This window comes from Paracoccus sp. MBLB3053, from assembly GCF_031822435.1.
Taxonomy (GTDB): domain Bacteria; phylum Pseudomonadota; class Alphaproteobacteria; order Rhodobacterales; family Rhodobacteraceae; genus Paracoccus; species Paracoccus aurantius.
The window spans coordinates 292981-314180 of record NZ_JAVQLW010000001.1 but is presented as its reverse complement, the minus strand read 5'-3'; the positions used below and the strand labels follow the sequence as shown (position 1 = coordinate 314180).

Sequence of the window (21200 nt, the reverse complement as noted above, 5' to 3'; positions counted from 1 at the left end):
ACGAAGGAGCCTTCCATGCGTTTCAGCCTGATCGCCCTTGCCTGTGGCCTTGCGGGCCCGGCCATGGCCGAAGATATCTATCCCGCCACGCTTGCGGGTCACGCGATCCTGCCTGCCTTCTCGATGATCGCGCCGCCCGAGGATGCGCCTCGCGACCTGCTGATTTCCGGCAAGTTCACCGGCAAGGGCCGCAACGAGGCCCCGATGTCCGTCATGGGCGATACGGGCAAGAATTACGGCCAGCATCCGACGGGGATTTCGCTGCCCTTCATCGGCCAGCCTGTCCAGGGCATGTCGGGCTTTGCAATGAACCGCGCCGAGGATGGCAGCTGGTTCACCCTGACCGATAACGGGTTCGGATCAAAGCTGAACAGCCCGGATGCGATGCTGTTCTTCCATCGCATGGCCCCGGATTTTGAAACCGGCAAGGTCGAGCGTCTTGAAACCGTCTTCCTGAACGATCCCGATCACAAGGTACCATTCCGCATTGCCAATGAGGGCACCGAAAGTCGCTATCTGACGGGCTCGGATTTCGACACGGAAAGCATCCAGTATCTGGATGGCGAAATCTGGATCGGCGACGAATTCGGCCCCTATATCCTGCGTGTTGCACGCGATGGCCGGGTGCTGGACGTGTTCGCGACCCGACTTGACGGCGAAGTTCTGACCGGGCCGGATACCGCGGGAACCATCGTTCCCGCCGCTCCGGGCAAGGATTTCCGCGTTCAACGGTCGGGCGGATATGAAGGGATGGCCTTGCAGCCGGGCTCGAACCTGCTTTGGGCGATGCTTGAAAAGCCCCTGCTGGTCGAAGGCGGCGAGACCGAGGGAGATTTCCTGCGCGTGCTGGTCTTCGATCCGGCCAGGGCGGATTGGACCGGGGACAGCTATCGCTTCAAGCTTTCTGAAGGTGCGACGGCGATCGGGGATTTCAACTTCATCGACGACACCCGCGCGCTGGTGATCGAGCGGGACAATGGCGAGGGCGATGCCGCCAAGGCATGTGCCGAGGGCGCCGACGCGGCAAGCTGCTATCCGCTGCCCGCCAAGGTCAAGAACATCGTTCTGGTCGACACTGCGAGCCGCGACGATCAGGGCTATATCCGCCGCATCGGCCATGTGAACCTGATGGATATCGCCGATCCGGAGGGCAAGGCGCTGGCAGGGCTCAAGCCCGCCGAAGGGAATTTCAGCTTTCCCTTCTTCACGATCGAGAACGTGGCCCGCGTCGACGAGACCCATATCCTTGTCGCCAATGACAACAACCTGCCCTTCTCGGGCGGGCGTGAAATCGGCCGCGCCGCCGAGAACGAATTCATCCTGCTGTCAGTGCCGGAGCTGCTGGCCGCCAAGTAATCAAACGAACAGGCCCGCGCCGCCCTTTGGTGGCGCGGGAATTGCCCGCAGGTGGACAGGGGTCACTTGGGACAGAGCTTCGTCTGCGGGTCCAGCTTGACGTATTGCTTGGCCGAGATCTTGTGCATCGACAGCGACTTTTTCCATTCGGCATTCCATTTCTGCAGAATGCCGTTGCGATAGTAGCGTGCCATGATCTGGTCGACGATCGGCGGAATGATCTGCGTTCCGGGAATGCGCGGGGCATGAAAGCCCACGGTCGCGTTGGGTCCCAGACAGGCATTCGGCATGGTGATGTAGATCGTGCAGGCCGAACGGCAATAGCCCCGGACCTGGACCGGACGGCCGCTCCGCGCAAGCTTCTCGCGCTCATTGACTGCCTGCAACACGTTGCCGCCCTTGTTGTTCAGGATGATGATGGGCTCTGCGCTGGCACGTGCATGGGCTGCGGGGACCGTCGAAAGGGCCAGCGTCAGCGAAAGGGCGAGAAAGCCTGCGATACGGTTCATGGGCAAAGTCATCCTGATCATCATCCCCCTTGATATGCCGAAACGAACGCGAAAGGCGAAATGACGTTCCGGTGTGCGGGCAAAGCGCTGCTTAGCGCTTAACAAGCGCAGCGCGCCGCATTATATGCCCGCCATGAGCCAGAACCCGCCCCTGTTGCGCCCCGATCTAGCCCCCAGCCCGATCTTCGACACCACGCGTCGAGAGGGTCAACCGACGATTGGGATGGTCAGCCTTGGCTGTCCCAAGGCGCTTGTCGACAGCGAACGCATCCTGACGCGCCTGCGCGCCGAAGGTTATGCGATCAGCCCCGACTACAAGGGCGCGGGCGCGGTCATCGTGAACACCTGCGGCTTCCTCGACAGCGCCAAGGCGGAAAGCCTGCAGGCCATCGGCGAGGCGCTGGCCGAGAACGGCAAGGTCATTGTCACCGGCTGCCTTGGCGCAGAGCCCGAATACATCACCGGCGCGCATCCCTCGGTGCTGGCCGTGACCGGCCCGCAGCAATACGAGCAGGTGCTGGACGCGGTGCATGGCGCCGTGCCGCCCTCGCCCCATCCCTTCATCGACCTGCTGCCGGCCTCGGGCGTCAGCCTGACGCCGCGCCATTACAGCTATCTGAAGATCTCGGAAGGCTGCAATCACGCCTGCAAGTTCTGCATCATCCCCGATATGCGCGGCAAGCTGGTCAGCCGCCCGGCCCATGCCGTCATCCGCGAGGCCGAGAAACTGGTCGAGGCCGGGGTGCGCGAGCTGCTGGTCATTTCGCAGGACACCTCGGCCTACGGGCTCGACCGCAAGTTCGCGACCGAGCGCGGCCATCGCGCCCATATCACCGACCTTGCCCGCGATCTGGGCAGCCTCGGCGCTTGGGTGCGGCTGCATTACGTCTATCCCTATCCGCATGTCCGCGACCTCATACCGCTGATGGCCGAGGGGCTGGTGCTGCCCTATCTCGACATCCCCTTCCAGCACGCCCATCCCGATGTGCTGAAGCGCATGGCCCGCCCGGCGGCAGCCGCGAAGACGCTCGACGAGATCCAGGCCTGGCGCTCGGCCTGCCCGGACATCACCCTGCGCTCGACCTTCATCGTCGGCTATCCCGGCGAAACCGAGGACGAGTTCCAGACCCTGCTCGACTGGCTCGACGAGGCGCAACTGGACCGCGTCGGCTGCTTCCAATACGAAAACGTCAAGGGCGCGCGTGCCAATGACCTGCCGGACCATGTCCCCGACGAGGTCAAGCAGGACCGCTGGAACCGCTTCATGGAAAAGGCGCAGGCGATTTCCGAGGCGAAGCTCGCGGCCAAGGTCGGCCAACGCATCGACGTGATCGTGGACAGCGTGGATAATGACGGCGCGACCTGCCGCACCAAGGCCGACGCGCCCGAAATCGACGGCAACCTCTTCATCGACGAGGGTTTCGAGACGCTGAAACCCGGCGATATCGTCAGCGTGACGGTGGATGAGGCAGGTGAATACGATCTTTGGGGCAAGCTCTGAGCAATCGGCCCCTTGGGGCGATTGACGTCTTTCCCCTTTCATGGACCTGTCCTAACACTGTCTCGCAAAAGCGAGACAGAGGCAGGTGCATGAACTGGAACCCGAACGGCAAGCCGCGCAAACCGGATTTCCTGGGTATCGGAGCGCAGAAGGCGGGGACCACCTGGCTGTCGCAGATGCTGTCGCAGCATCCCGAGATATGGACGCCTCCGTTCAAGGAGGTCCAGTTCTTCAACCATCGCTTCGTCGAAGAGCATCGCCAATGGCTACCCTGGCATTACAGGCGCGCCAAGGTGAACATCCAGAAACGCTGGGAATCGAAGGGCGAGGAAGTGCCCGTCGAGGTGCGGCGCTATCTCAACCGCGTCACGCGCGAGCCGATGTTCACGAACCATTGGTACAAGATGGTCTTCTCTCCGGCGCCGGAAAACACGCAGGCGCTGGACATCACGCCCGAATATTCGACCCTGCCGCCGGAAGGCGTCGATTTCATCGCCAAGTTCCTGCCCGAGGCGAAATTCATCTACATCATTCGCCATCCGGTGGACCGCGCGGTTTCCCAGCTCAAGATGAACCTGACTCGTGCCAGACGGAAGCCGGGCTCGCCCGAGGAATGGCTGAAGGAAGTCGAAGACCCGGTCTTGATGGACCGGGGCGACTACATGACCTATGTACCGCGCTGGAATGCGCATTTCGGCCCCGATCGGTTGCTTTACATGCCCTTCGGCATGATCGCGACCGACCCTATGGGTTTCCTGCGCAAGGTCGAAACATTCCTGGGTCTCAGCCCTTTCGACTATCGTGACGCGAGCCGAAAGGTGTTTGCCTCGGATAATTCGCTCTCGGTGCCCGACATGGCGCGCAGGCGGCTGCGCGAGAAGCTGGAGCCGCAATTCGGCTTCCTCGACGAGACCTTCGGCAAGGATTTCACCGCGCAGTTCCGCTAGGCCCGGCCTTCCCCTTTCGCCGCCTCTGCACTAAATAGCGGCCAAGCCCAGACAGATTTCATTTGAACGAGGAAAGATCATGGCCTCCTACCAATATGTCTATCACATGGACGGGGTGTCCAAGACCTATCCCGGTGGCAAGAAGACATTCGAGAACATCCGGCTGAATTTCCTGCCCGGCGTCAAGATCGGCGTCGTCGGCGTGAACGGCGCGGGTAAGTCGACGCTGCTGCGCATCATGGCCGGCATCGACAAGGATTTCTCGGGAGAGGCATGGGCCGCCAAGGGCGCGACCGTCGGCTATCTGCCGCAGGAGCCCCAGCTTGACCCGGCGCTGAACGTGCGCGGCAACGTCATGGAGGGGGTCAAGGCCAAGCAGGCCAAGCTCGACCGCTACAACGAACTTGCCATGAACTACTCGGACGAAACCGCCGAGGAAATGGCAAAGCTTCAGGACGAGATCGACGCCGAGAACCTGTGGGATCTCGACAGCCAGATCGACGTCGCGATGGAAGCCCTGCGCTGTCCGCCGGATGATGCCGATGTCGAAAGCCTTTCGGGTGGCGAGCGTCGCCGCGTGGCTTTGTGCAAGCTGCTGCTCGAAGCGCCCGACATGCTGCTTCTGGACGAACCGACCAACCACCTCGACGCCGAGACGATCGCCTGGCTGCAAAAGCACCTGATCGAATATCCCGGCACCATCCTGTGCGTCACCCACGACCGCTATTTCCTTGACGACATCACCGGCTGGATTCTCGAACTCGACCGTGGTCGGGGCATCCCCTACGAGGGCAACTATTCAGCCTGGCTGGAACAGAAGGCCAAGCGGCTTGAGCAGGAAGCCCGCGAGGACAAGGCCAAGCAGAAGACGCTGGAGCGGGAACTCGAATGGATCCGCGCCGGCGCGAAAGCCCGTCAGGCCAAGCAGAAGGCGCGTATCAACGCCTATAACGAGCTGGCCGGCCAGTCCGAGCGCGAGAAGCTGACGAACGCGCAGATCATCATCCCGAATGGCGAGCGTCTGGGCAACAAGGTCATCGAGATCGAGGGCCTGAAGAAGGCCATGGGCGACAAGCTTCTGGTCGAAGACCTGACCTTCTCGCTGCCGCCGGGCGGCATCGTCGGCGTCATCGGCCCGAACGGCGCGGGCAAGTCGACGCTGTTCCGCATGCTGACCGGCAACGAGCAGCCCGACGAGGGCTCGATCACGCTGGGCGACACCGTGAAGCTTTCCTATGTCGACCAGTCGCGCGACGCGCTCGACCCCAACAAGACCGTCTGGGAAGAGATTTCGGGTGGCGCGGAACAAATCGCGCTGGGTGATGCCACGATGAACAGCCGCGCCTATTGCTCGGCCTTCAACTTCAAGGGCGGTGACCAGCAGAAAAAGGTGGGCTTGCTTTCGGGCGGTGAACGCAACCGCGTCCATATGGCGAAACTGCTGAAATCGGGCGGCAACGTTCTGCTGCTCGACGAACCGACCAACGACCTCGACGTGGAAACGCTGCAGGCTCTGGAAGCGGCGCTTGAAGATTTCGCGGGCTGCGCGGTGATCATCTCGCACGACCGCTTCTTCCTCGACCGTCTGTGCACCCACATCCTCGCCTTCGAGGGCGACGCCCATGTCGAGTGGTTCGAGGGCAACTTCGAGGATTACGAGGCCGACAAGGTTCGCCGGCTTGGCCCGGATTCGATCGAACCGAAGCGCGTGAAATACAAGAAGTTCACCCGCTGACCTGACACGATGGTGGCCTTGTTCCCGTTGGGGGCAGGGCCACATATCCTGGCACTGACGTATGCAAGGCGCCTGCGCCACGGGTTTTCGCCCCTTCTTCGGGATCGGTCAGGAACGGCTGCCAATTGCCCGGTGAATGCGCCGCCGCCCCGCATTTTTTGTTTGCCGCAAGGCTTTCCAATTCCATTCCAAAAATGCGTTTACCAGATTTCCGGGAAAATCTTTGCCCTGGAATGCAACTCAAGGTAGTGTATTCGGTAGTCAACTCTCCCAATGGTCATTTCAGGCAGAGGGCACCGTGAGCGACGACCGTTTCAAGGAAGTGAAGAACGAGATCAAGCTGGTCATCTGGGACCTTGATGAAACCTTCTGGCAGGGGACGCTTTCGGAAGGGGGCGCCACCCCGGTAAAGGCCCATCTCGAGATGATCAGGGTGCTGGTCGACCGGGGGATCATGGTGTCGGTCTGTTCGAAAAACGATCATGCCGCCGCGCGTGCCCGCCTTGTCGAACTGGGAGTCTGGGATCTTTTCGTCTTTCCCCATATCGAGTGGACGCCCAAGGGGGCGGCGATCAAGTCGATGGTCGAGCGCATGGGATTGCGCCCCGCAAACGTGGTTTTTCTGGATGACAATCACCTGAACCTGCAGGAGGTCGCCTTTTTCTGCCCGGACATGGCCTGCATCGATGCCGCCGGTGCGACGGACGGAACCTCGGAAGATCTGACGGCGCTTCTTGACCTGCCCGAATGCCGTGGCAAGGACGACCGGAGCCACAAGCGACTGCAGCAATACAAGGTGATGGAACGGCGCGAGGTCGAGCAGCAGTCGACTGGCCTTTCGAACGAGGATTTCCTGCGCCAGTCGGGGATCGAACTGCGCATCGTCACCGAACTGGATCAGCGGATGGACAGGGTCCATGAGCTGATCAACCGGACCAATCAACTGAACTTCACCAAGCAGCGTGTCCATACCGAGGCCGAGAAGGACGAACTGACCGCATTGTTGCGGGTGCCTGGCGTTCACGCCGGACTGATCGAGGTGCGCGACCGCTACGGCGATTACGGTATCGTCGGCTTTTTCTGCATACGCCGGCGGTTCAGCGGCACGACCGTGCATCATTTTGCCTTCTCTTGCCGCACCCTGAACATGGGGGTCGAGCAATGGGTCTGGCATCATCTCGGCCGCCCCGAGATCGAGATCGTGAAGCCGATCGCGAACGGCTTGCAGGAGCCGGCAATGGTCGACTGGATCACGCAGGTGGAAGATTTCGGTGCCCCCGCCGAGGCGGCCATGACACGCAGCGTCGCGCTGGTCGGCGGCTGCGATCTGCAGCAGGTCTCGTTCTATTGCGGCGCCAGGCGCACCGAATTCGTGAACAGGCAGGACGACCAGGGCGTTATCGTGCGCTATGACGATGCGGGTTTCCTGCTGAACCCGCGCGATGCGTCGCTCGCACAGAACTGGGTCCTGCGTCGGGTTGCAGGGCATTCCCTGGCCGAAATGCAGGCTGCAGATGAAAGCTTCGCGCAATCCGACACGATCATCGTTTCGCTTTTCTTCGCGTTCCGCAGCGACAACCTGTTTGCCCATGAAGGGCAGGGGCAGCCCGATCGCTACCTTGTCACAATCCCCCCCAAGCGGCTTGCGGCGCTGAGCCGCGACCCGCGCATTGCGGTGCGGATGCTCCGATCGCTGCGACATCTGAAACTGCCGGTGGAAAAGCGGCTCGACATCATGCGCGCAGCCCTGTCACGGGTCCACGGCCTGAAGCGCAGCGATGCGCATCTTTTTGTTCTGGGCACATCTCTGAGGGGCGGGCCGGCCGGCCGAATGATGGAAGAACGCAAGGCGTTCAACAGGATGTGCCGCGATTTCTGCGCAACCCACCATGGCGCCGTCTTCATCGATATCGATACCGTCGTCCCCCAGAAGGAATTCGTCGACAGCGATCACTACACCCGCAAGGGCTATCACCGGATTGCCGAAGCGATCAACGCCGCCGCGCCCACCATGCCCCCTGAAGATGAGCCTGAGGCGCTGCAGCCTGCCGTCTGACCCGCTGCAGCCCTTCTCAGATCGAGGGCGCCTGTTTTTCCTGCCAGGGACGTAAAGCTTCGCTGTCGTGACCGCGTTGTTCGACCGGTAGGTCGGCCGCGCGGGATTTTTCTGCATGGATCGGCAGATCGTGCTGGGTCTTCTTTGCCTTGCGCTTCCCCTGTCCCTTGGGCGCTTTCAGAAGGCCGGCATCGGCCGCGCGCTTCTCGATGTTGCGGGCCTGTCCGCGAAGTTCGGCATTGCGGAGCCATTCGATCAGTCTGGCCAGCAGCCGACCATTTCCGCGTTCCATCAACTGCTCCGCCAGGCCATTCACATACCAGGGCAGCTTGCGGCCTTCGCGGCAGGATCGGAAAAAGCTCGTGGGGGTCAGTTCGTCCTGGATGGCCTCGCGCATGATGGTGGACAGGACACCGGCACGGCGCAGGAACAGCGCGGATTTATGCCCGGCATGGCGCGCTGGGAGGCGGATCGTGTTCGCCGCCTTGAACCGGTCGACATGGCTGACATCGGGTTCGAAATGCGGGTCGTAGACCAGCCAGACCTTGCTGGCTGCTGCGCATTCCGAAGGCGCATCGACGAAGCGCCCCGACCAGTCCGCCTTGCGGCCCGAGGAAAAGCGACGCTCCCACGGGACAAGATCCTTCATCAGGGTCGATTGGGGCGAAAAGGCGATCACCCTGCAGCCCGGCACGAGCGATGCGAAGGCACATGCCGCGTAGCCACCCATCGAGGTCCCGGTCAGCGTGACCGAGCGGAAACGCCGAAAGAAGCCGCTTTCGGCAAGGCGGTGCAGCTCGTCGAACAGCGCCTCGTCCCTGAACCATCCGGGAACGAATGCCATGACGCCAAGCTGCGACCAACCGTTCTTCGCGACGAAGCTGTAGCCCCAAGGGTCCCTGCCCAGCGTATCGTCGCGGGCCGAGGACAGGTTGTCGAAGCTGACCAGAAGATGTTCGCTGTCGCGATCGGCGAAAACCAGGGCGTAATCGCCGAGCGAGTGATAGAAACCCTTTCCGTTCGAACCGCGCAGATCGGCCAGCCATCTGGGCGCTGCCCCGACCTCAGCCGTTGCGGGCGGATCGGTGACGTCTATTTCGAGCAGGCTTTCGTCGTCGTCTTCGATGGCTTCGCGAACATCAAGATTCATTTCCAGCACTCCCAGGGTGTCGCCAAAGGCTAACATCCTGGGGTTGTGTAACGCAACTGATGGTTGTCAGGTATGGCTGCGCGCTTACTTCCATTCCCAGGGGCGGGTGAATTGGCCGAGGCAGTCGGCAAGACGCTCTTCGTCCAGATCGCCCTTGCGGGCGAGATGGGCGACAAGGCCGCGCTTCCTGTCGTCGACCACCTCGCAGACTTCGGCAGCCAGCCCGGCCCTTGTGATCGCCTCGTCATAGACCCGCTTGATGGCGAGCTTGCGCAGGTCGGGCTTGAAGATCTTGCCCACCGCTGTCTTCGGCAATTCGGGCAGGATCTCGACATGCTTCGGGATCGCGGCACGTTCCGGGATGTGATCCCTGGCGTGGGCCATCAGTTCGCTGACATCGGCCGTTGCCCCGGCAACCAGTTCCACATAGGCACAGGGCAGTTCGCCGGCAAAGCTGTCTGGCTGACCGATCGCGCCGACGAAGGCGACCTGGGGATGCGACAGCAGTGCATCCTCGATCATGGCTGGGTCGATATTATGACCGCCGCGGATGATAAGATCCTTGGCGCGGCCGGTGATCCACAGATAGCCATCGGGGTCGATCCGACCCAGATCGCCGGTGCGCAGGAAGCGATCTTCGGCGAAAAGCTCGTGGTTCTTGTCGGCTTCCGTATAGGTCGAGCCTTCGAAGACACCGGGGCTTGCGACGCAGATCTCACCAATCTCATCGGTTGCGCATTCGTGGAATCCTTCGGGCGTGCGACGCAGGATGCGCACATGCGAGTAGGGCAGGGGCAAGCCTACCGAACCGACCTTCTTCATGCCGTCGACCGGGTTGCATGACACAAGGCACGTCGCCTCGGTCAGGCCGTAGCCTTCCGAAATCTCGACGCCGGTCGCGGCGCGGAAGCGATTGTAAAGTTCGACCGGCAGCGGGGCCGAGCCCGAGATCGCGGTGCGCAGCGAAGACACATCCGCATCGACCGGGCGCTGCATCAATGCGGCGATGGCGGTGGGAACCGTGATCAGGAAGGTGGCCTGCCAACGCTCGAGCAATTTCCAGAAATTGTCGAAAACGCCCTCTCCGCGATAGCCTGCCGGGGTTGGCATGACCAGTTGCGCGCCCGAGGCCACGCAGGACATCAGCACGGGATAAGCGGCAAAGACATGGAACATCGGCAGCGGGCACATCAGCACGTCCCGATGGGTGAAAAGCATTTCGGAGCCCAGCCAGCCGTTATAGATCATCCCTGATTGCTTGTGCTGGGCGACCTTGGGCGTGCCGGTCGTACCGCCGGTATGGAAATAGGCGGCGACCCTGTCGCCCTCGGGTTCGTCGAAGGTCAGGCGGTTGTGCCGCTGGGCGCTCGCCGCAGCCTCGAAATCCAGATACTTGGCCTGGTTCGTCGTCGTCATCTTTGGACGCAGGAACGGGATCGCGAGCCGTTTCAGGCCCGACAGGTATCCGCGCAGATCGACCTGCAGCACCGTTTTCACGCCCGGGGCCTGGGCCACCGCTTCGGCCGCCTTCTGGGCGATGTCGGATTTCGGAAAGGGCTTCAGCGTGACGAGCACCTTCGCCCCTGTTTCACGCAGGATGCTCGCGATCTGTTCGGGCTCGAGAAGCGGGTTGATCGGATTGACGATGCCCGCCGTTGCCCCGGCCAGCAGCACGACCGGAGTTTCCGCCGTGTTCGGCAGCAGATAGGCCACGACGTCCTTGGGCCCGACACCAAGGCTGCGAAACAGGTTCGCCGTCTCGGTAACCCGCTCATGCAGGTCGTTCCAAGTCAGCGTGCGTGCCTTGGATCGCGGATCGGACAGAAGCTGGAAACTGATCGCGGGCCGGTCGGCATGGCGTTCGCGGGTGCGGGTGAGCAACTTGTAGATCGTGTCCGGCACATCCCTCTGCTCATAGGGCATTTCCGCCTCGACCGCATCGCGGTCGGCGGTTGTTGCGAATTTGGCCATGACACTCCTCCCAGTCGTCATTCGGGTGAACCCCTACAGAGCCGGAGAATGTGCCGAAATCCGGGTGACGGGCAAGACACCAGCCCCGCCCGTCAGCCGCACTACGCAGCGTCAGGACGTTAGGTCATTCCTGCGGGATGCGCAGCATCTGGCCCGGGTAGATCTTGTCGGGGTCGCTCAGCATCGGCTTGTTTGCTTCGAAGATCTCGGGATATCGACTGGCCTTGCCAAGATATTCCTGGGCAATCGCCGAGAGTGTCTCACCCTTCTGGACGGTATGGAACACGGGCTCGCGGAATTCGGCGGGCGCTGAAGCGGGCACGGCGGCAGGCTCCGGCGTGGTCTGGGTCGGGGTCATCTCGGCCCCGCCCGGAGGCGCCGAGGGCGGTGGGGCGGCATGCGCTGCTCCGAACCCCGCCGACTTGCCTGGGTCCTCGGCCAGTTCGACATGGGCAATCCCCTTGATGTTGCCCACGGCAAGGATCAGCTTTTCCATGGTTTCCTGATCGCGTGCCTGGCCCGAGATCACCACGGTGTCACCGCCGCGCAGCGTCAGATGCACGTCCTTGGACGTAAGGCCCAGTTCGGTCAGTTCCTGCTTCAGGGCGGCGACCTTGCGGTCTGTCTCGCTCTGCTCCGTCTCGGCGGCCGTGGGCGCCTCGGCGGCCTTTGCTTCCGAGCCGAAGATTGATTTGCCTGCATCCTTCACGAAGTCCCAGATAGCCATGTCCTGTCCTTTCCGCGTTGGTTCGATCTCGAAACAATCAGGCCCCCCGGACGGTTCCTTGGTGGTGAGGCCGGAATGGCTGGAAAATCAGGATTGTCGAAAATGGCACAAACGGGTTCGATCGCGGTGGTCTTGAGTTTCCTCCTGGGGGCCTGCGTGGGCGGGGGCGATGCAAGCTCGGGTCCGCAGGTCACCGGGACAAGCGCGCCGCGCTGCGAGACGACATCGGGAAGGACGAATGCCGAGGCAGCAAGCGCGACCAACGCGATCCGCGGGGCAAACGGGCTGAATGCGCTTCGGGCCGATCCGCGCCTTGCGCAGGCGGCAGCGCGCCAGGCTTGCGACATGGCGAAACGGGGGCGAATGACGCATCGCGGTGCAACCAGCGGGCCGATGCAGCGCGTCAAGGCGCAGGGCTATGCCCCCAGGATCGTGGCCGAAAACATCGCCGCAGGCCCCTTCACGATGCAAAGCGCGCTGCAGGTTTGGTCCGGATCGCGCGGGCATGCCGCCAATATCCTGAACCCCCAGATGCGCGATTTCGGTATTGGGCGCGCGGTCGGCGCGGACGGCAAGACGGTGTTCTGGTCTGCCGTCTATGCCGCACCGCGCTAGCCCACCGCCTGCAGCTCGGCGCCTTCGGTGAATTGCAATCGGGCGAGCCGCGCGTAAAGCCCGCCTTGGGCCACAAGTTCTTCATGGCTGCCCTGCGCGACGATTTGACCGTGATCGAATACAATGATGCGGTCGGCCTTCTTCACGGTGGCAAGCCGGTGGGCCACGATGATCGTGGTGCGGTCGCGCGAAAGCTTGTCGACTGCCGCCTGAACAAAGCGTTCGGATTCGGCGTCCAACGCGCTTGTTGCCTCGTCCAGCAACAGGATCGGCGTATCCCGCAGCATGGCGCGCGCGATGGCGATACGCTGCTTTTGCCCGCCCGACAGCATCACGCCGCGTTCGCCGACATAGCTGTCATATCCGTCGGGCAGGGCCGACAGGAATTCGTGGGCATGGGCCGCACGGGCCGCTGCCTCGACCTCGGCATCGGACGCGCCGGGACGGCCGAAGCGGATGTTCTCGCGCGCAGTCGTGGCGAAGATAACCGGGTCCTGCGGCACCAGCGCCATGGCCTGACGGAAATCCGCCCGCGCCATGTCGCGCAGGTCGATCCCGTCAAGCCGGACGCGACCCGAGGCCGGGTCCCAGAACCGCAGCAGCAATTGCACCACGGTCGTTTTGCCCGCGCCCGAAGGGCCAACCAGCGCGACCGTCTCGCCCGGGGCGATCTCAAGCGAAACGCCTTCAAGCGCCGAGACGTCCGGTCGCGAAGGATAGTGGAACGTCACATTCTCGAAGCTGATGCTGCCCTTGGCAGGCAAGGGCAAGGGGGCAGGCTGGACCGGATCGGTCAGCGTATCCTCGGCACTCAGAAGCTCGGTAAGCCTTTCGGTGGCGCCGGCGGCGCGCTGCAGTTCTCCCCAGATCTCGGAAAGGGCGCCAACCGCGCCCGCGACCATGACGGCGTAGATCACGAACTGGACAAGCTCGCCCACGGTCATGACTTCGGTGCGGACATCGCGTGCACCGATCCACAGCACCCCAAGCACGCCCGAGAAGATCAGGAAGATGACGATCACCGTCATCATCGTGCGCGTGCTCACGCGGCGCATGGCGGCACCGTAGGATTTCTCGGTCACGTCGCGGAAACGGCGGCGCGTCGGCTCTTCATGGGTGAAGGCTTGCACGGTCTGCGCAGATAGCAGGCTTTCCGAGGCAGCCCCGGAACTTTGCGCGATCCAGTCCTGGTTTTCGCGGGACAGCGCGCGCAGCCTTCGGCCAAGGACGATGATCGGCACGATTACCAGCGGCACGAGCAACAGGACCAGTCCCGAGAGCTTGGAAGATGTCCAGATCAGCATGAACATCCCGCCAAGCAGGATCATGAAATTGCGAAGCGCGATCGATACGGACGAGCCGATCACCGACTGGATCAGGGTCGTATCCGTCGTGATCCGGCTGATGATTTCGCCGGTCAGGACACGTTCATAGAAGGCGGGGCTAAGGGTGATGACCCGATCGAAGACCGCTGCACGCATATCGGCCACGACCCGTTCACCCAGCCGGGTGACGAGATAGTAGCGCAGCCCCGTCCCGATCGCGAGCAGGGCGACAATGCCAAGGGCCGCGCCGAAATACTGGTCCAGAAGATGCGCCCCGGCGTCGAAACCATCCACGACGCGGCGCACGGCCAGGGGCAGGACAAGGCTGATGCCAGCCGTGACTGCCAGTGCCAGCATGGCTGCGGCAAGCAGCCCGCGATATGGCCGGATGAACGGCCAGAGCGCGCGCAGCGCGCCGATGCGTTTCGTTGTCGGACGGTCGGCGATGATCTTTGGGCCGCGTGCCATTTTTCCTCCCTGGGTGGCCGGCGCCGCCAGGCCCCGGCTGCCTCATTCCTCAGAGCTCTTGCGTTCCGCCCGCAAGTTCCAGGATCACCTCCCACTCGTCATCGGCGACCGGCTGGACCGAAAGACGCGAATTGTTCACCAGCACCATCTTCGACAGACGCGGCTCGACCTTGGCGTCATCAAGGGTCACGGGGCGGTTCACGCGTGCCAAGGCCTTGATGTCGACGCATTCCCATTTCGGATCGTCAGCGGTCGAATCCGGATGGGCCGGGGCGACGACCTCGCAAATGCCGACAACCTCCTTGCCGATATTCGAATGATAGAACAGTCCCCGTTCACCCACCTGCATCGCGCGCATGTTGTTGCGCGCCTGGTAGTTGCGGACACCATCCCACTGCTCGCCCTTTTCTCCCTTCGCGATCAGGTCGTCGAAGCTGAAGACATCGGGTTCGGACTTGAAAAGCCAGAATGCCATCAGCCGATCACCTTCTTCCATTCGACGACCTCGACCGAGGCGAAGAGCCCGGCGATGTTATAGGGGTCCTTCTCGGCCCAGTTGCTTGCGCTGCCCAGATCGGCGGCCTCGACGATCAGAAGCGAGCCGACCGGAGAGCCGTTCTCGACAAAGGGGCCAGCAAGCTGCAGGCCGGGATTTTCGCCCAGGAAGGCGAGGTGCTTTTCACGGGTGTCGAGACGGGTCTGCAGGTGGCCGGGTTTGTCGCGGCAGATCACGGCGAAAAGGGGCATCATTCCTCCTTCAGGGGGCGGTTGAGCAAAATGTCGAGCGCATGTTCCATGGCGATGCGGCCCTCGGCAAGACCCGCCACCAGTTGCGAAATCGGCAGTTCGACGCCAAGGCGCGGCGCAAGGGCCGCGACGGCGCGAGCGGTGGCGGCGCCTTCGACGGTCGTTCCCGCCGCGAAGTCATCCCCGGCACCCAGGGCAAGCCCGTAGCGGAAGTTGCGCGACTGGTCCGAGGTGCAGGTCAGGACCAGATCGCCAAGGCCGGAAAGCCCGGTCAGCGTTTCCGGGCGGGCGCCAAGAGCTGCGGCGAGCCGGGTCATCTCGGCGAAGCCACGGGTGACGATACTCGCGCGGGCACTGTCGCCGAAGCCCGCACCGATCGCGGCACCCGCGGCGATCGCGATGACGTTTTTCAACGCGCCGCCCAGTTCGGCACCAGCCACATCGGTGGTGCGGTAAAGCCGCAGCGAAGCCGTCGAGAGGTCGCGCTGCAGATGCTCGGCGGTGGCCGCGTCGGCGCATGCCAGCGTCAGTGCCGTCGGCAGGCCACGCGCGATGTCGGCAGCAAAGCTCGGGCCGGTCAGGACGGCGACATTCGACCGTGGGCAGGCCTGGGCGATCAGTGCAGAAGGTCCGTTCAGGGTGACGAGATCAATTCCCTTGGCGCAACTGACAAGGTCGCGACCGTCGAAGCGCGCGGCATGGTCGGCCAGGAAGCCGCCCAAGGTCTGGGCCGGCAGCGCGAGCAGGATGGTCCTGGCCCCGATCTTGTCGAGGCGATCGGTCACCTGCAAGGACCGGGGCAGGGCTATGCCCGGCAGTCGGGGGTTTTCTCGCCTTTCCGCCCAGGCTGTATCCCGGCCCCAAAGCGTGACATCCGTCTTGCCGGCCAGGCTCAGGGCAAGCGCGGTTCCGAAGGCGCCCGCGCCGATCACCGCGATGCTCATGCCTTGGCCCCGCGTTTGCCTGCGCCAAGCATTGGTGCCGAATTGCGGTCGAGCGGCCATCGCGGCCGGGCCGCCAGATCCATGCCATCGCGCTGACCCGCGTTGAACGCCTCGATCCCTGCCCAGGCGATCATCGCGGCATTGTCGGTGCACAGACGCAGCGGCGGGGCGATGAATTCGGCCCCGGCCTTGGCCGCGACGGCCTTGAGGGCCGCGCGCAGGGTCTGGTTGGCGGCCACGCCTCCGGCTACTGCGAGCACAGGCGCCGGGGCCGCGGCCAGCGCGCGGCGGGTCTTTTCGGCCAGCACATCGGCGACGGCCGCCTGGAAACCCGCGCAGATATCGTCGCGATCCTGTTCGTGAAGCCCGCCCTGTGCCGCGACCAGTTCATCGCGCTGGCGCAAGACTGCGGTCTTGAGACCCGAAAAGCTCATGTCGCAGCCGGGGCGATCCAGAAGCGGGCGAGGCAAGGCGAAACGCTTCGGGTTGCCCCGGCGGGCGGCGTCTTCGACAGCGGGGCCACCGGGTTGCGGCAGCCCCAGAAGCTTTGCGACCTTGTCGAATGCCTCGCCGGGGGCATCGTCGATCGTGCCACCAAGCCTTGTGAAATCCTCGGGGCCCCTGACCGACAGGAACTGGCAATGCCCGCCCGAAACCAGAAGCATCAGGTAGGGGTATTCGACGTGATCGGTCAGACGCGGCGTCAGGGCATGGCCAGCAAGGTGGTTTACTCCGACCAGCGGCAGGCCGGTCCCGACCGCAAGCCCCTTGGCCAGCATGACGCCAGACAGGACGCCGCCAATGAGACCGGGTCCGGCGGTGACGGCAATCCCGTCCAGTTCGGACAGCGACAGCCCGGCATCGCTCAGCGCCCGTTCGACGCAGATATCCAGCTTTTCGGCATGGGCGCGCGCCGCGATCTCGGGGACGACGCCGCCGAAATCTGCGTGCAGCTCGGTCTGCCCCGCCACGACCGAAGAAAGGATCGTACCGTCATCGCGCACGACGGCGGCGGCCGTGTCGTCGCAACTGCTTTCGATACCCAGAAATGTCAGTGACATGCTCATCCTTGTTTCGGCGCGGCCAAGGGCCTAGGCATATCCAACTAGCACCAGCACCGGCCAATTGCCATGCCGCCAACCCTTCTGCTGACCCGCCCCGAGGATGCCTCGCGACGCTTTGCCGCAGGGCTGGCCGAGCTGGGGCTTGACCTGCTCATCTCGCCGGTGCTGCACATCGTGCCCGTCGCGCATGATCCCGCGCCCCTGCAGGCAGCAAAGGGTCTGGTCTTCACGTCGGTACATGCCGTTCCCCATGGGGGTGAGGGACGGGGCCGGCCGGCGATCTGCGTTGGCCCGGCGACGGCGCTTGCCGCGCGCGAGGCAGGATTTTCCGTGACCGAAGGGCCGGGCGACGCGGCGCGCATGATGCCGCTGCTGGACGATCTGGGCGCGGGTTGGATGCATCCCCATGGCGCGCATGTCGCACGTGCGCTGCCGGTTCCGGGCGTCGTTGTCTATGATCAGCTGCCGCAGGGCGCGAGTTCCGCCGCCGCGGACCTGCTGGCGCGGCCCGGTCAGGTGATCGTGCCGGTTTTCTCGCCGCGATCGTCGCGGCTGGTATCGGACTGGGCGCAGGGGGCCAAGGCCAACTTATATGTCGCTGCGATCAGCCGGGCCGCCCTTGCCGAATGGCGGGCCGGTTTTGCTGCATTCCGCATCGCCCAGACGCCGGATGCGGCGGGGATGCGATCTGCGGTTGCAGCTCTTGTCCGAGAGGAACTTACATATCTACGGCGGGTTGAGGCGCCGAAAGGTGCCGACTAGACTGCTTGCGAAGGTGTGTCAGGCTGCGCCAGATCAAGGCGGGGACGAGGCCGCGGCCCAGCGGGCGTCAAGCTGAAAAGGAACGGGGAAGCACAGTGAAAAAGCCAGAAAACAAACCAAGCGAAGCTGCCGTGAGCCCCGAAAAGAGCACAGCGAAGAAACCCGCAGCCGAAACGGCGGTCGAATCAAGCCCCGTCAAGGCGGGCGAGCCGGGTGGCGAAGCTGTCTCCGAGCCCAAGCAGCAGATCGAGTCCTCGCTGGTGGGCGCGGGGGCCTCGACCCCTGCCGCCAGCAAGCGGACGTCCGGGCCAGCCGGTTCGACCCTCGCGCCCGAGGCGGCCGCCGCAAGCCCGGTGCCGCCGGTCAGCCGCCCGGACCCCAAGCAGGATGTCGCGCCTGCCTCTGCGACCGAGGCCGCGAAAAAGGCTGCGGTCGAAACCGCGCCTCCGCCGCGCACGGAAACGAAGGTCGAAGTGCGCAAGGTCGGCTTCTTCCCGACCTTCCTCGGCGGGGTCGTCGCCGCAGGGCTCGGCGCGGCCGCAACCTATTGGGCGATCCCACATCTGCCCCCTTCGCTTCAACCGCTTCAGGTCGAGGCCGCCGACCCGGAGGCGCAGATCGAGGCTGCCCGGCAAGCCGCCAGCGAAACCGCGCGCAGTGAAATCGAAGCGCGGATGGACGATCTGACGTCGCGCTCGGCCGATGCAGGAGCCGATGCGGCGCGCCAGCTGCTTGCGGACACGGCCCCCCCCGAACAGCCCGCTGCCGCGCCTCTGGAAATTCCGGCCGAGATCACCGACAAGATTGCCGCGCTGGAAAAGTCCCTTGCGGATCTGGCCAGCAGGCCGGCAGCGCCGACCGAGGGGCAGGCCCCGGCGGCCCCCGTCCAGACCACGCCGGCCGTCTCGCAAGCCGAATTGGATGAGCTGGCCGACAGGGTGAATGCCCAGCAGGCCCGAATCGACGAACTTGCGGCCCGCCCGACAGTCGATCCCGCCACCGCCGAGCAGGTACAGAACCTCGCCAAGCAGGCCGAGGAACTGCAGCAAAGTTCGGCGGATGCAAACCGCCGCGCCCAGGCCGCCACGGCCGCCAGCGCGCTGCAGGCCGCGATCGAAGCAGGCGCTGCCCGAGACCAGGCCCTGGACGAGCTTTCTGCCGCAGGGGTCGAGGTTCCTTCTGTCCTGACAGGTGACATCCCCCGGCTCGAGCAGTTGCGCAGCGAGTTCCCCGCCGCCGCGCGCGCCGGCCTGCGCGCCTCGCTGGATGCCGAGGCGGATTCAGGAGGTGCGATGGACATGATCAGCAATTTCCTGCGGGTGCAGACCGGGGCGAGATCGGTTCAACCGCGCGAGGGCAGCGACCCCGACGCGATCCTGTCGCGGGCCGATGCCGCGATCGAGGCCGGCGATGTCAAGGGCGCGCTGGACGAAGTCGCAGCCCTGCCGCAGGCGGGCCAGCAGGCCATGTCCGATTGGATCGGCCGGGCGAAGATCTGGGTCGAGGCGAATGCGGCCATGGCGGCGCTGGTCGCCGGCAGCCGGTGAGGGACAGGACATGATTCTATCTGCTCTGAAAATCCTGATTTTCTTCGCGGTCGTCCTGGCGATCACGCTGGGCGCCGTCCATCTTTCCGAAACTGGCCACGCCCTGCGCGTGGTCTATGGTGGCGTCGAGTATTCGCTGGGTCCCGTTCAGGCCCTGATCGGACTGGTTCTTCTTCTGCTGGTCGGCTGGCTCGTGGTGAAGGTGATCGGCATCCTGCTGGCCTTCCTCCGCTTCCTGCTGGGCGATGAGACGGCCGTGAACCGCTATTTCGCCCGGTCGCGCGAGCGCAAGGGATATGAGGCCCTGTCAGAGGGCATGCTGGCCGTCGCCTCTGGCGAAGGTCGACTGGCGCAGGACAAGGCGGTGAAGGCCGCGAAATTCCTCAACAAACCGCATCTGACGGATCTGCTGGCCGCTCAGGCCGCCGAGGTTGCCGGTGATCGGCGCAAGGCGGGCGAAGTTTATCGTCGGCTGCTTTCCGATGATCGGACACGGTTCGTGGGCATTCGCGGCCTGATGCGGCAAAAGCTGGATGCGGGCGAAACCGAAACCGCGCTGAAATTGGCCGAAAAGGCCTATGCGCTGAAACCCAAGCATGCCGAGATCCAGGATACGCTCTTGCAGCTGCAGACCCGTCAGGGTGACTGGAAAGGCGCGCGCTCGGTCCTCAAGGACAAGCGCAAGCAAGGGCAGCTGCCGCAGGATGTGCATATTCGGCGCGACGCCGTTCTGGCCCTGAAGGAAGCTTCCGAAGTTCTGGCCGAGGGCAATTCGATCAGCGCGCGCGAGGCCGCGATTTCGGCCAACCGCGCCAGCCCCGACCTGATCCCGGCCGCGGTCCTGGCCGCGCGCAGCTACATCGCGCAGAACGATGCCCGAAACGCGAGCCGTGTGCTGCAAAAGACCTGGAGCGTGCGGCCACACCCCTCGGTCGCCGCAACCTATGCCGAAATCGTCCCTGACGAGACCCCGGCCGCCCGGCTGCGCCGCTTCGAAACCCTCATCAAGCAGAATCCCGGCGATGAGGAAAGCAAGCTGCTGAAGGCGGAATTGCTGCTTGCGGCAGAGGATTTCCCCGGCGCGCGCCGGTCGCTCGGCGATCTGGCGCAGAAGCACCCGACAGTGCGTTCGCTTTCCATTCTTGCCGCGGTCGAGCGGGGGGAAGGGTCGGACGATTCGGTCGTTCGCGGAATTCTCGCCAAGGCCCTGGTGGCAAGCCGCGGGCCGCAATGGGTCTGCGACAAATGCCACAATGTGATGGCCGATTGGTCGCCTGTCTGTGACAGTTGCGGCGGGTTCGATACCCTGACCTGGCGCGAGCCCGACAGCGCGACCGCCGGGGCGGGGATTGTCCCGAACGGCGTCGAAATGCTGCCGCTGCTGGTCGGCAAGCCCGCCGAGCCGGTCGTTGCGCCGGCGGAATCCATCGCCGATGCCCCGCCTGCCAAGGATCTTGGCCCGGCCTCAGATGGGCGGGCCAAGCCGCAAGGGGCCGTGGACGAGATCGCGGTGGTTGCACCCGGCATGGTCCCGCGCGAATCGGATTACCGCAAGGTCGCGACCGTGCGAGCAGAGGCAGAGCCCGCGATGACGGTCACAGACCCCGAACCCGAGGTTGTCGCACCCAAGCCGACACCTGTTGCAGCCCCGGCCGAGCCTGTCCGTTCGGGTCTTTCGGCATCTTCGGACATCTTGCCGGTGCGACCGGATGTCGAGCCGCCGGAAGAAGATGAGCGGGTTGTCGGTAAAAAATACTGACACCCCCTTTTCGGCTG

Annotated in this window: 18 protein-coding genes; 9 read left to right on the top strand and 9 right to left on the bottom strand. The window is 64.0% G+C overall.

What is annotated here, in order from left to right; translation table 11 throughout:
* Window positions 1-15 precede the first annotated feature (15 nt).
* Window positions 16-1356: an esterase-like activity of phytase family protein gene (locus RGQ15_RS01565; protein ID WP_311158454.1), complete on the top strand. Its 1341-nt coding sequence runs from the start codon at window positions 16-18 to the stop codon at window positions 1354-1356.
* A gap of 62 nt (window positions 1357-1418) precedes the next feature.
* On the opposite strand, the gene RGQ15_RS01560 is transcribed toward RGQ15_RS01565, so the two are convergent.
* On the bottom strand, window positions 1419-1865 hold the full coding sequence (locus tag RGQ15_RS01560; RefSeq protein WP_311158453.1) for a hypothetical protein: 447 nt from the start codon (window positions 1863-1865) through the stop codon (window positions 1419-1421).
* 133 nt (window positions 1866-1998) lie between these two features.
* Between RGQ15_RS01560 and rimO the strand changes: the two genes are divergently transcribed.
* The 4 genes from rimO to RGQ15_RS01540 all read left to right on the top strand — a co-directional run bounded on the left by rimO (window position 1999) and on the right by RGQ15_RS01540 (window position 8104).
* Window positions 1999-3366 carry a 30S ribosomal protein S12 methylthiotransferase RimO gene (rimO, locus tag RGQ15_RS01555; RefSeq protein ID WP_311158451.1) on the top strand — a complete coding sequence of 456 codons (1368 nt, stop codon included), beginning with the start codon at window positions 1999-2001 and terminating at the stop codon, window positions 3364-3366.
* A gap of 89 nt (window positions 3367-3455) precedes the next feature.
* Window positions 3456-4313, top strand: coding sequence for a sulfotransferase family protein (locus tag RGQ15_RS01550; protein ID WP_311158450.1), 858 nt, complete (start codon window positions 3456-3458; stop codon window positions 4311-4313).
* 79 nt (window positions 4314-4392) lie between these two features.
* The gene (ettA, locus tag RGQ15_RS01545; RefSeq protein ID WP_311158449.1) at window positions 4393-6048 is read left to right on the top strand and encodes an energy-dependent translational throttle protein EttA; all 1656 of its coding nucleotides are present in this window, start codon (window positions 4393-4395) and stop codon (window positions 6046-6048) included.
* Window positions 6049-6346: 298 nt separating this feature from the next.
* On the top strand, window positions 6347-8104 hold the full coding sequence (locus tag RGQ15_RS01540; RefSeq protein WP_311158448.1) for a hypothetical protein: 1758 nt from the start codon (window positions 6347-6349) through the stop codon (window positions 8102-8104).
* A gap of 16 nt (window positions 8105-8120) precedes the next feature.
* On the opposite strand, the gene RGQ15_RS01535 is transcribed toward RGQ15_RS01540, so the two are convergent.
* The 3 genes from RGQ15_RS01535 to RGQ15_RS01525 form a co-directional block, all read right to left on the bottom strand.
* Window positions 8121-9254 carry a hypothetical protein gene (locus tag RGQ15_RS01535; RefSeq protein ID WP_311158447.1) on the bottom strand — a complete coding sequence of 378 codons (1134 nt, stop codon included), beginning with the start codon at window positions 9252-9254 and terminating at the stop codon, window positions 8121-8123.
* Window positions 9255-9338: 84 nt separating this feature from the next.
* Window positions 9339-11225, bottom strand: a complete 1887-nt coding sequence (locus RGQ15_RS01530) for an acyl-CoA synthetase (RefSeq protein WP_311158446.1) — start codon at window positions 11223-11225, stop codon at window positions 9339-9341.
* A 124-nt stretch (window positions 11226-11349) separates the two neighbouring features.
* Window positions 11350-11952 carry a LysM and BON domain-containing protein gene (locus RGQ15_RS01525; RefSeq protein WP_311158445.1) on the bottom strand — a complete coding sequence of 201 codons (603 nt, stop codon included), beginning with the start codon at window positions 11950-11952 and terminating at the stop codon, window positions 11350-11352.
* A 102-nt stretch (window positions 11953-12054) separates the two neighbouring features.
* On the opposite strand from RGQ15_RS01525, the gene RGQ15_RS01520 reads away from it, so the two are divergent.
* A complete protein-coding gene (locus RGQ15_RS01520) occupies window positions 12055-12567 on the top strand; it encodes a CAP domain-containing protein (RefSeq protein ID WP_311158444.1) in 513 nt (170 codons plus the stop codon).
* Here the strand turns inward: RGQ15_RS01520 and RGQ15_RS01515 are convergent.
* From RGQ15_RS01515 to tsaD, 5 genes are read right to left on the bottom strand one after another with little or no spacing between them, the layout of a single operon-like run.
* The gene (locus RGQ15_RS01515; protein ID WP_311158443.1) at window positions 12564-14360 is read right to left on the bottom strand and encodes an ABC transporter transmembrane domain-containing protein; all 1797 of its coding nucleotides are present in this window, start codon (window positions 14358-14360) and stop codon (window positions 12564-12566) included. The two genes, RGQ15_RS01520 and RGQ15_RS01515, sit on opposite strands and share 4 nt — an antisense overlap.
* A 49-nt stretch (window positions 14361-14409) precedes the next feature.
* Window positions 14410-14835 carry an EVE domain-containing protein gene (locus RGQ15_RS01510; protein ID WP_311158442.1) on the bottom strand — a complete coding sequence of 142 codons (426 nt, stop codon included), beginning with the start codon at window positions 14833-14835 and terminating at the stop codon, window positions 14410-14412.
* Window positions 14835-15110, bottom strand: coding sequence for a YciI family protein (locus RGQ15_RS01505; RefSeq protein ID WP_311158441.1), 276 nt, complete (start codon window positions 15108-15110; stop codon window positions 14835-14837). The genes RGQ15_RS01510 and RGQ15_RS01505 overlap by 1 nt, the downstream gene beginning before the upstream one ends.
* Window positions 15107-16051 carry an NAD(P)H-dependent glycerol-3-phosphate dehydrogenase gene (locus RGQ15_RS01500; protein ID WP_311158440.1) on the bottom strand — a complete coding sequence of 315 codons (945 nt, stop codon included), beginning with the start codon at window positions 16049-16051 and terminating at the stop codon, window positions 15107-15109. The genes RGQ15_RS01505 and RGQ15_RS01500 overlap by 4 nt, the downstream gene beginning before the upstream one ends.
* Window positions 16048-17118 (bottom strand): tRNA (adenosine(37)-N6)-threonylcarbamoyltransferase complex transferase subunit TsaD, encoded by a 1071-nt coding sequence (gene tsaD / locus RGQ15_RS01495; RefSeq protein WP_311158439.1) that lies wholly within the window; start codon window positions 17116-17118, stop codon window positions 16048-16050. Before tsaD ends, RGQ15_RS01500 begins: the two co-directional genes overlap by 4 nt.
* 63 nt (window positions 17119-17181) lie before the next feature.
* Here tsaD and RGQ15_RS01490 point away from each other — a divergent pair, with 63 nt between their 5' ends.
* The 3 genes from RGQ15_RS01490 (at window position 17182) to RGQ15_RS01480 (ending at window position 21183) form a co-directional block, all read left to right on the top strand.
* Window positions 17182-17877, top strand: coding sequence for a uroporphyrinogen-III synthase (locus RGQ15_RS01490; RefSeq protein ID WP_311158438.1), 696 nt, complete (start codon window positions 17182-17184; stop codon window positions 17875-17877).
* Window positions 17878-18008: 131 nt separating this feature from the next.
* A complete protein-coding gene (locus RGQ15_RS01485; RefSeq protein WP_311158437.1) occupies window positions 18009-19424 on the top strand; it encodes a hypothetical protein in 1416 nt (471 codons plus the stop codon).
* Between the two features lie 10 nt (window positions 19425-19434).
* Window positions 19435-21183: a heme biosynthesis protein HemY gene (locus RGQ15_RS01480; RefSeq protein WP_311158436.1), complete on the top strand. Its 1749-nt coding sequence runs from the start codon at window positions 19435-19437 to the stop codon at window positions 21181-21183.
* The last annotated feature ends 17 nt before the right edge of the window (window positions 21184-21200 follow it).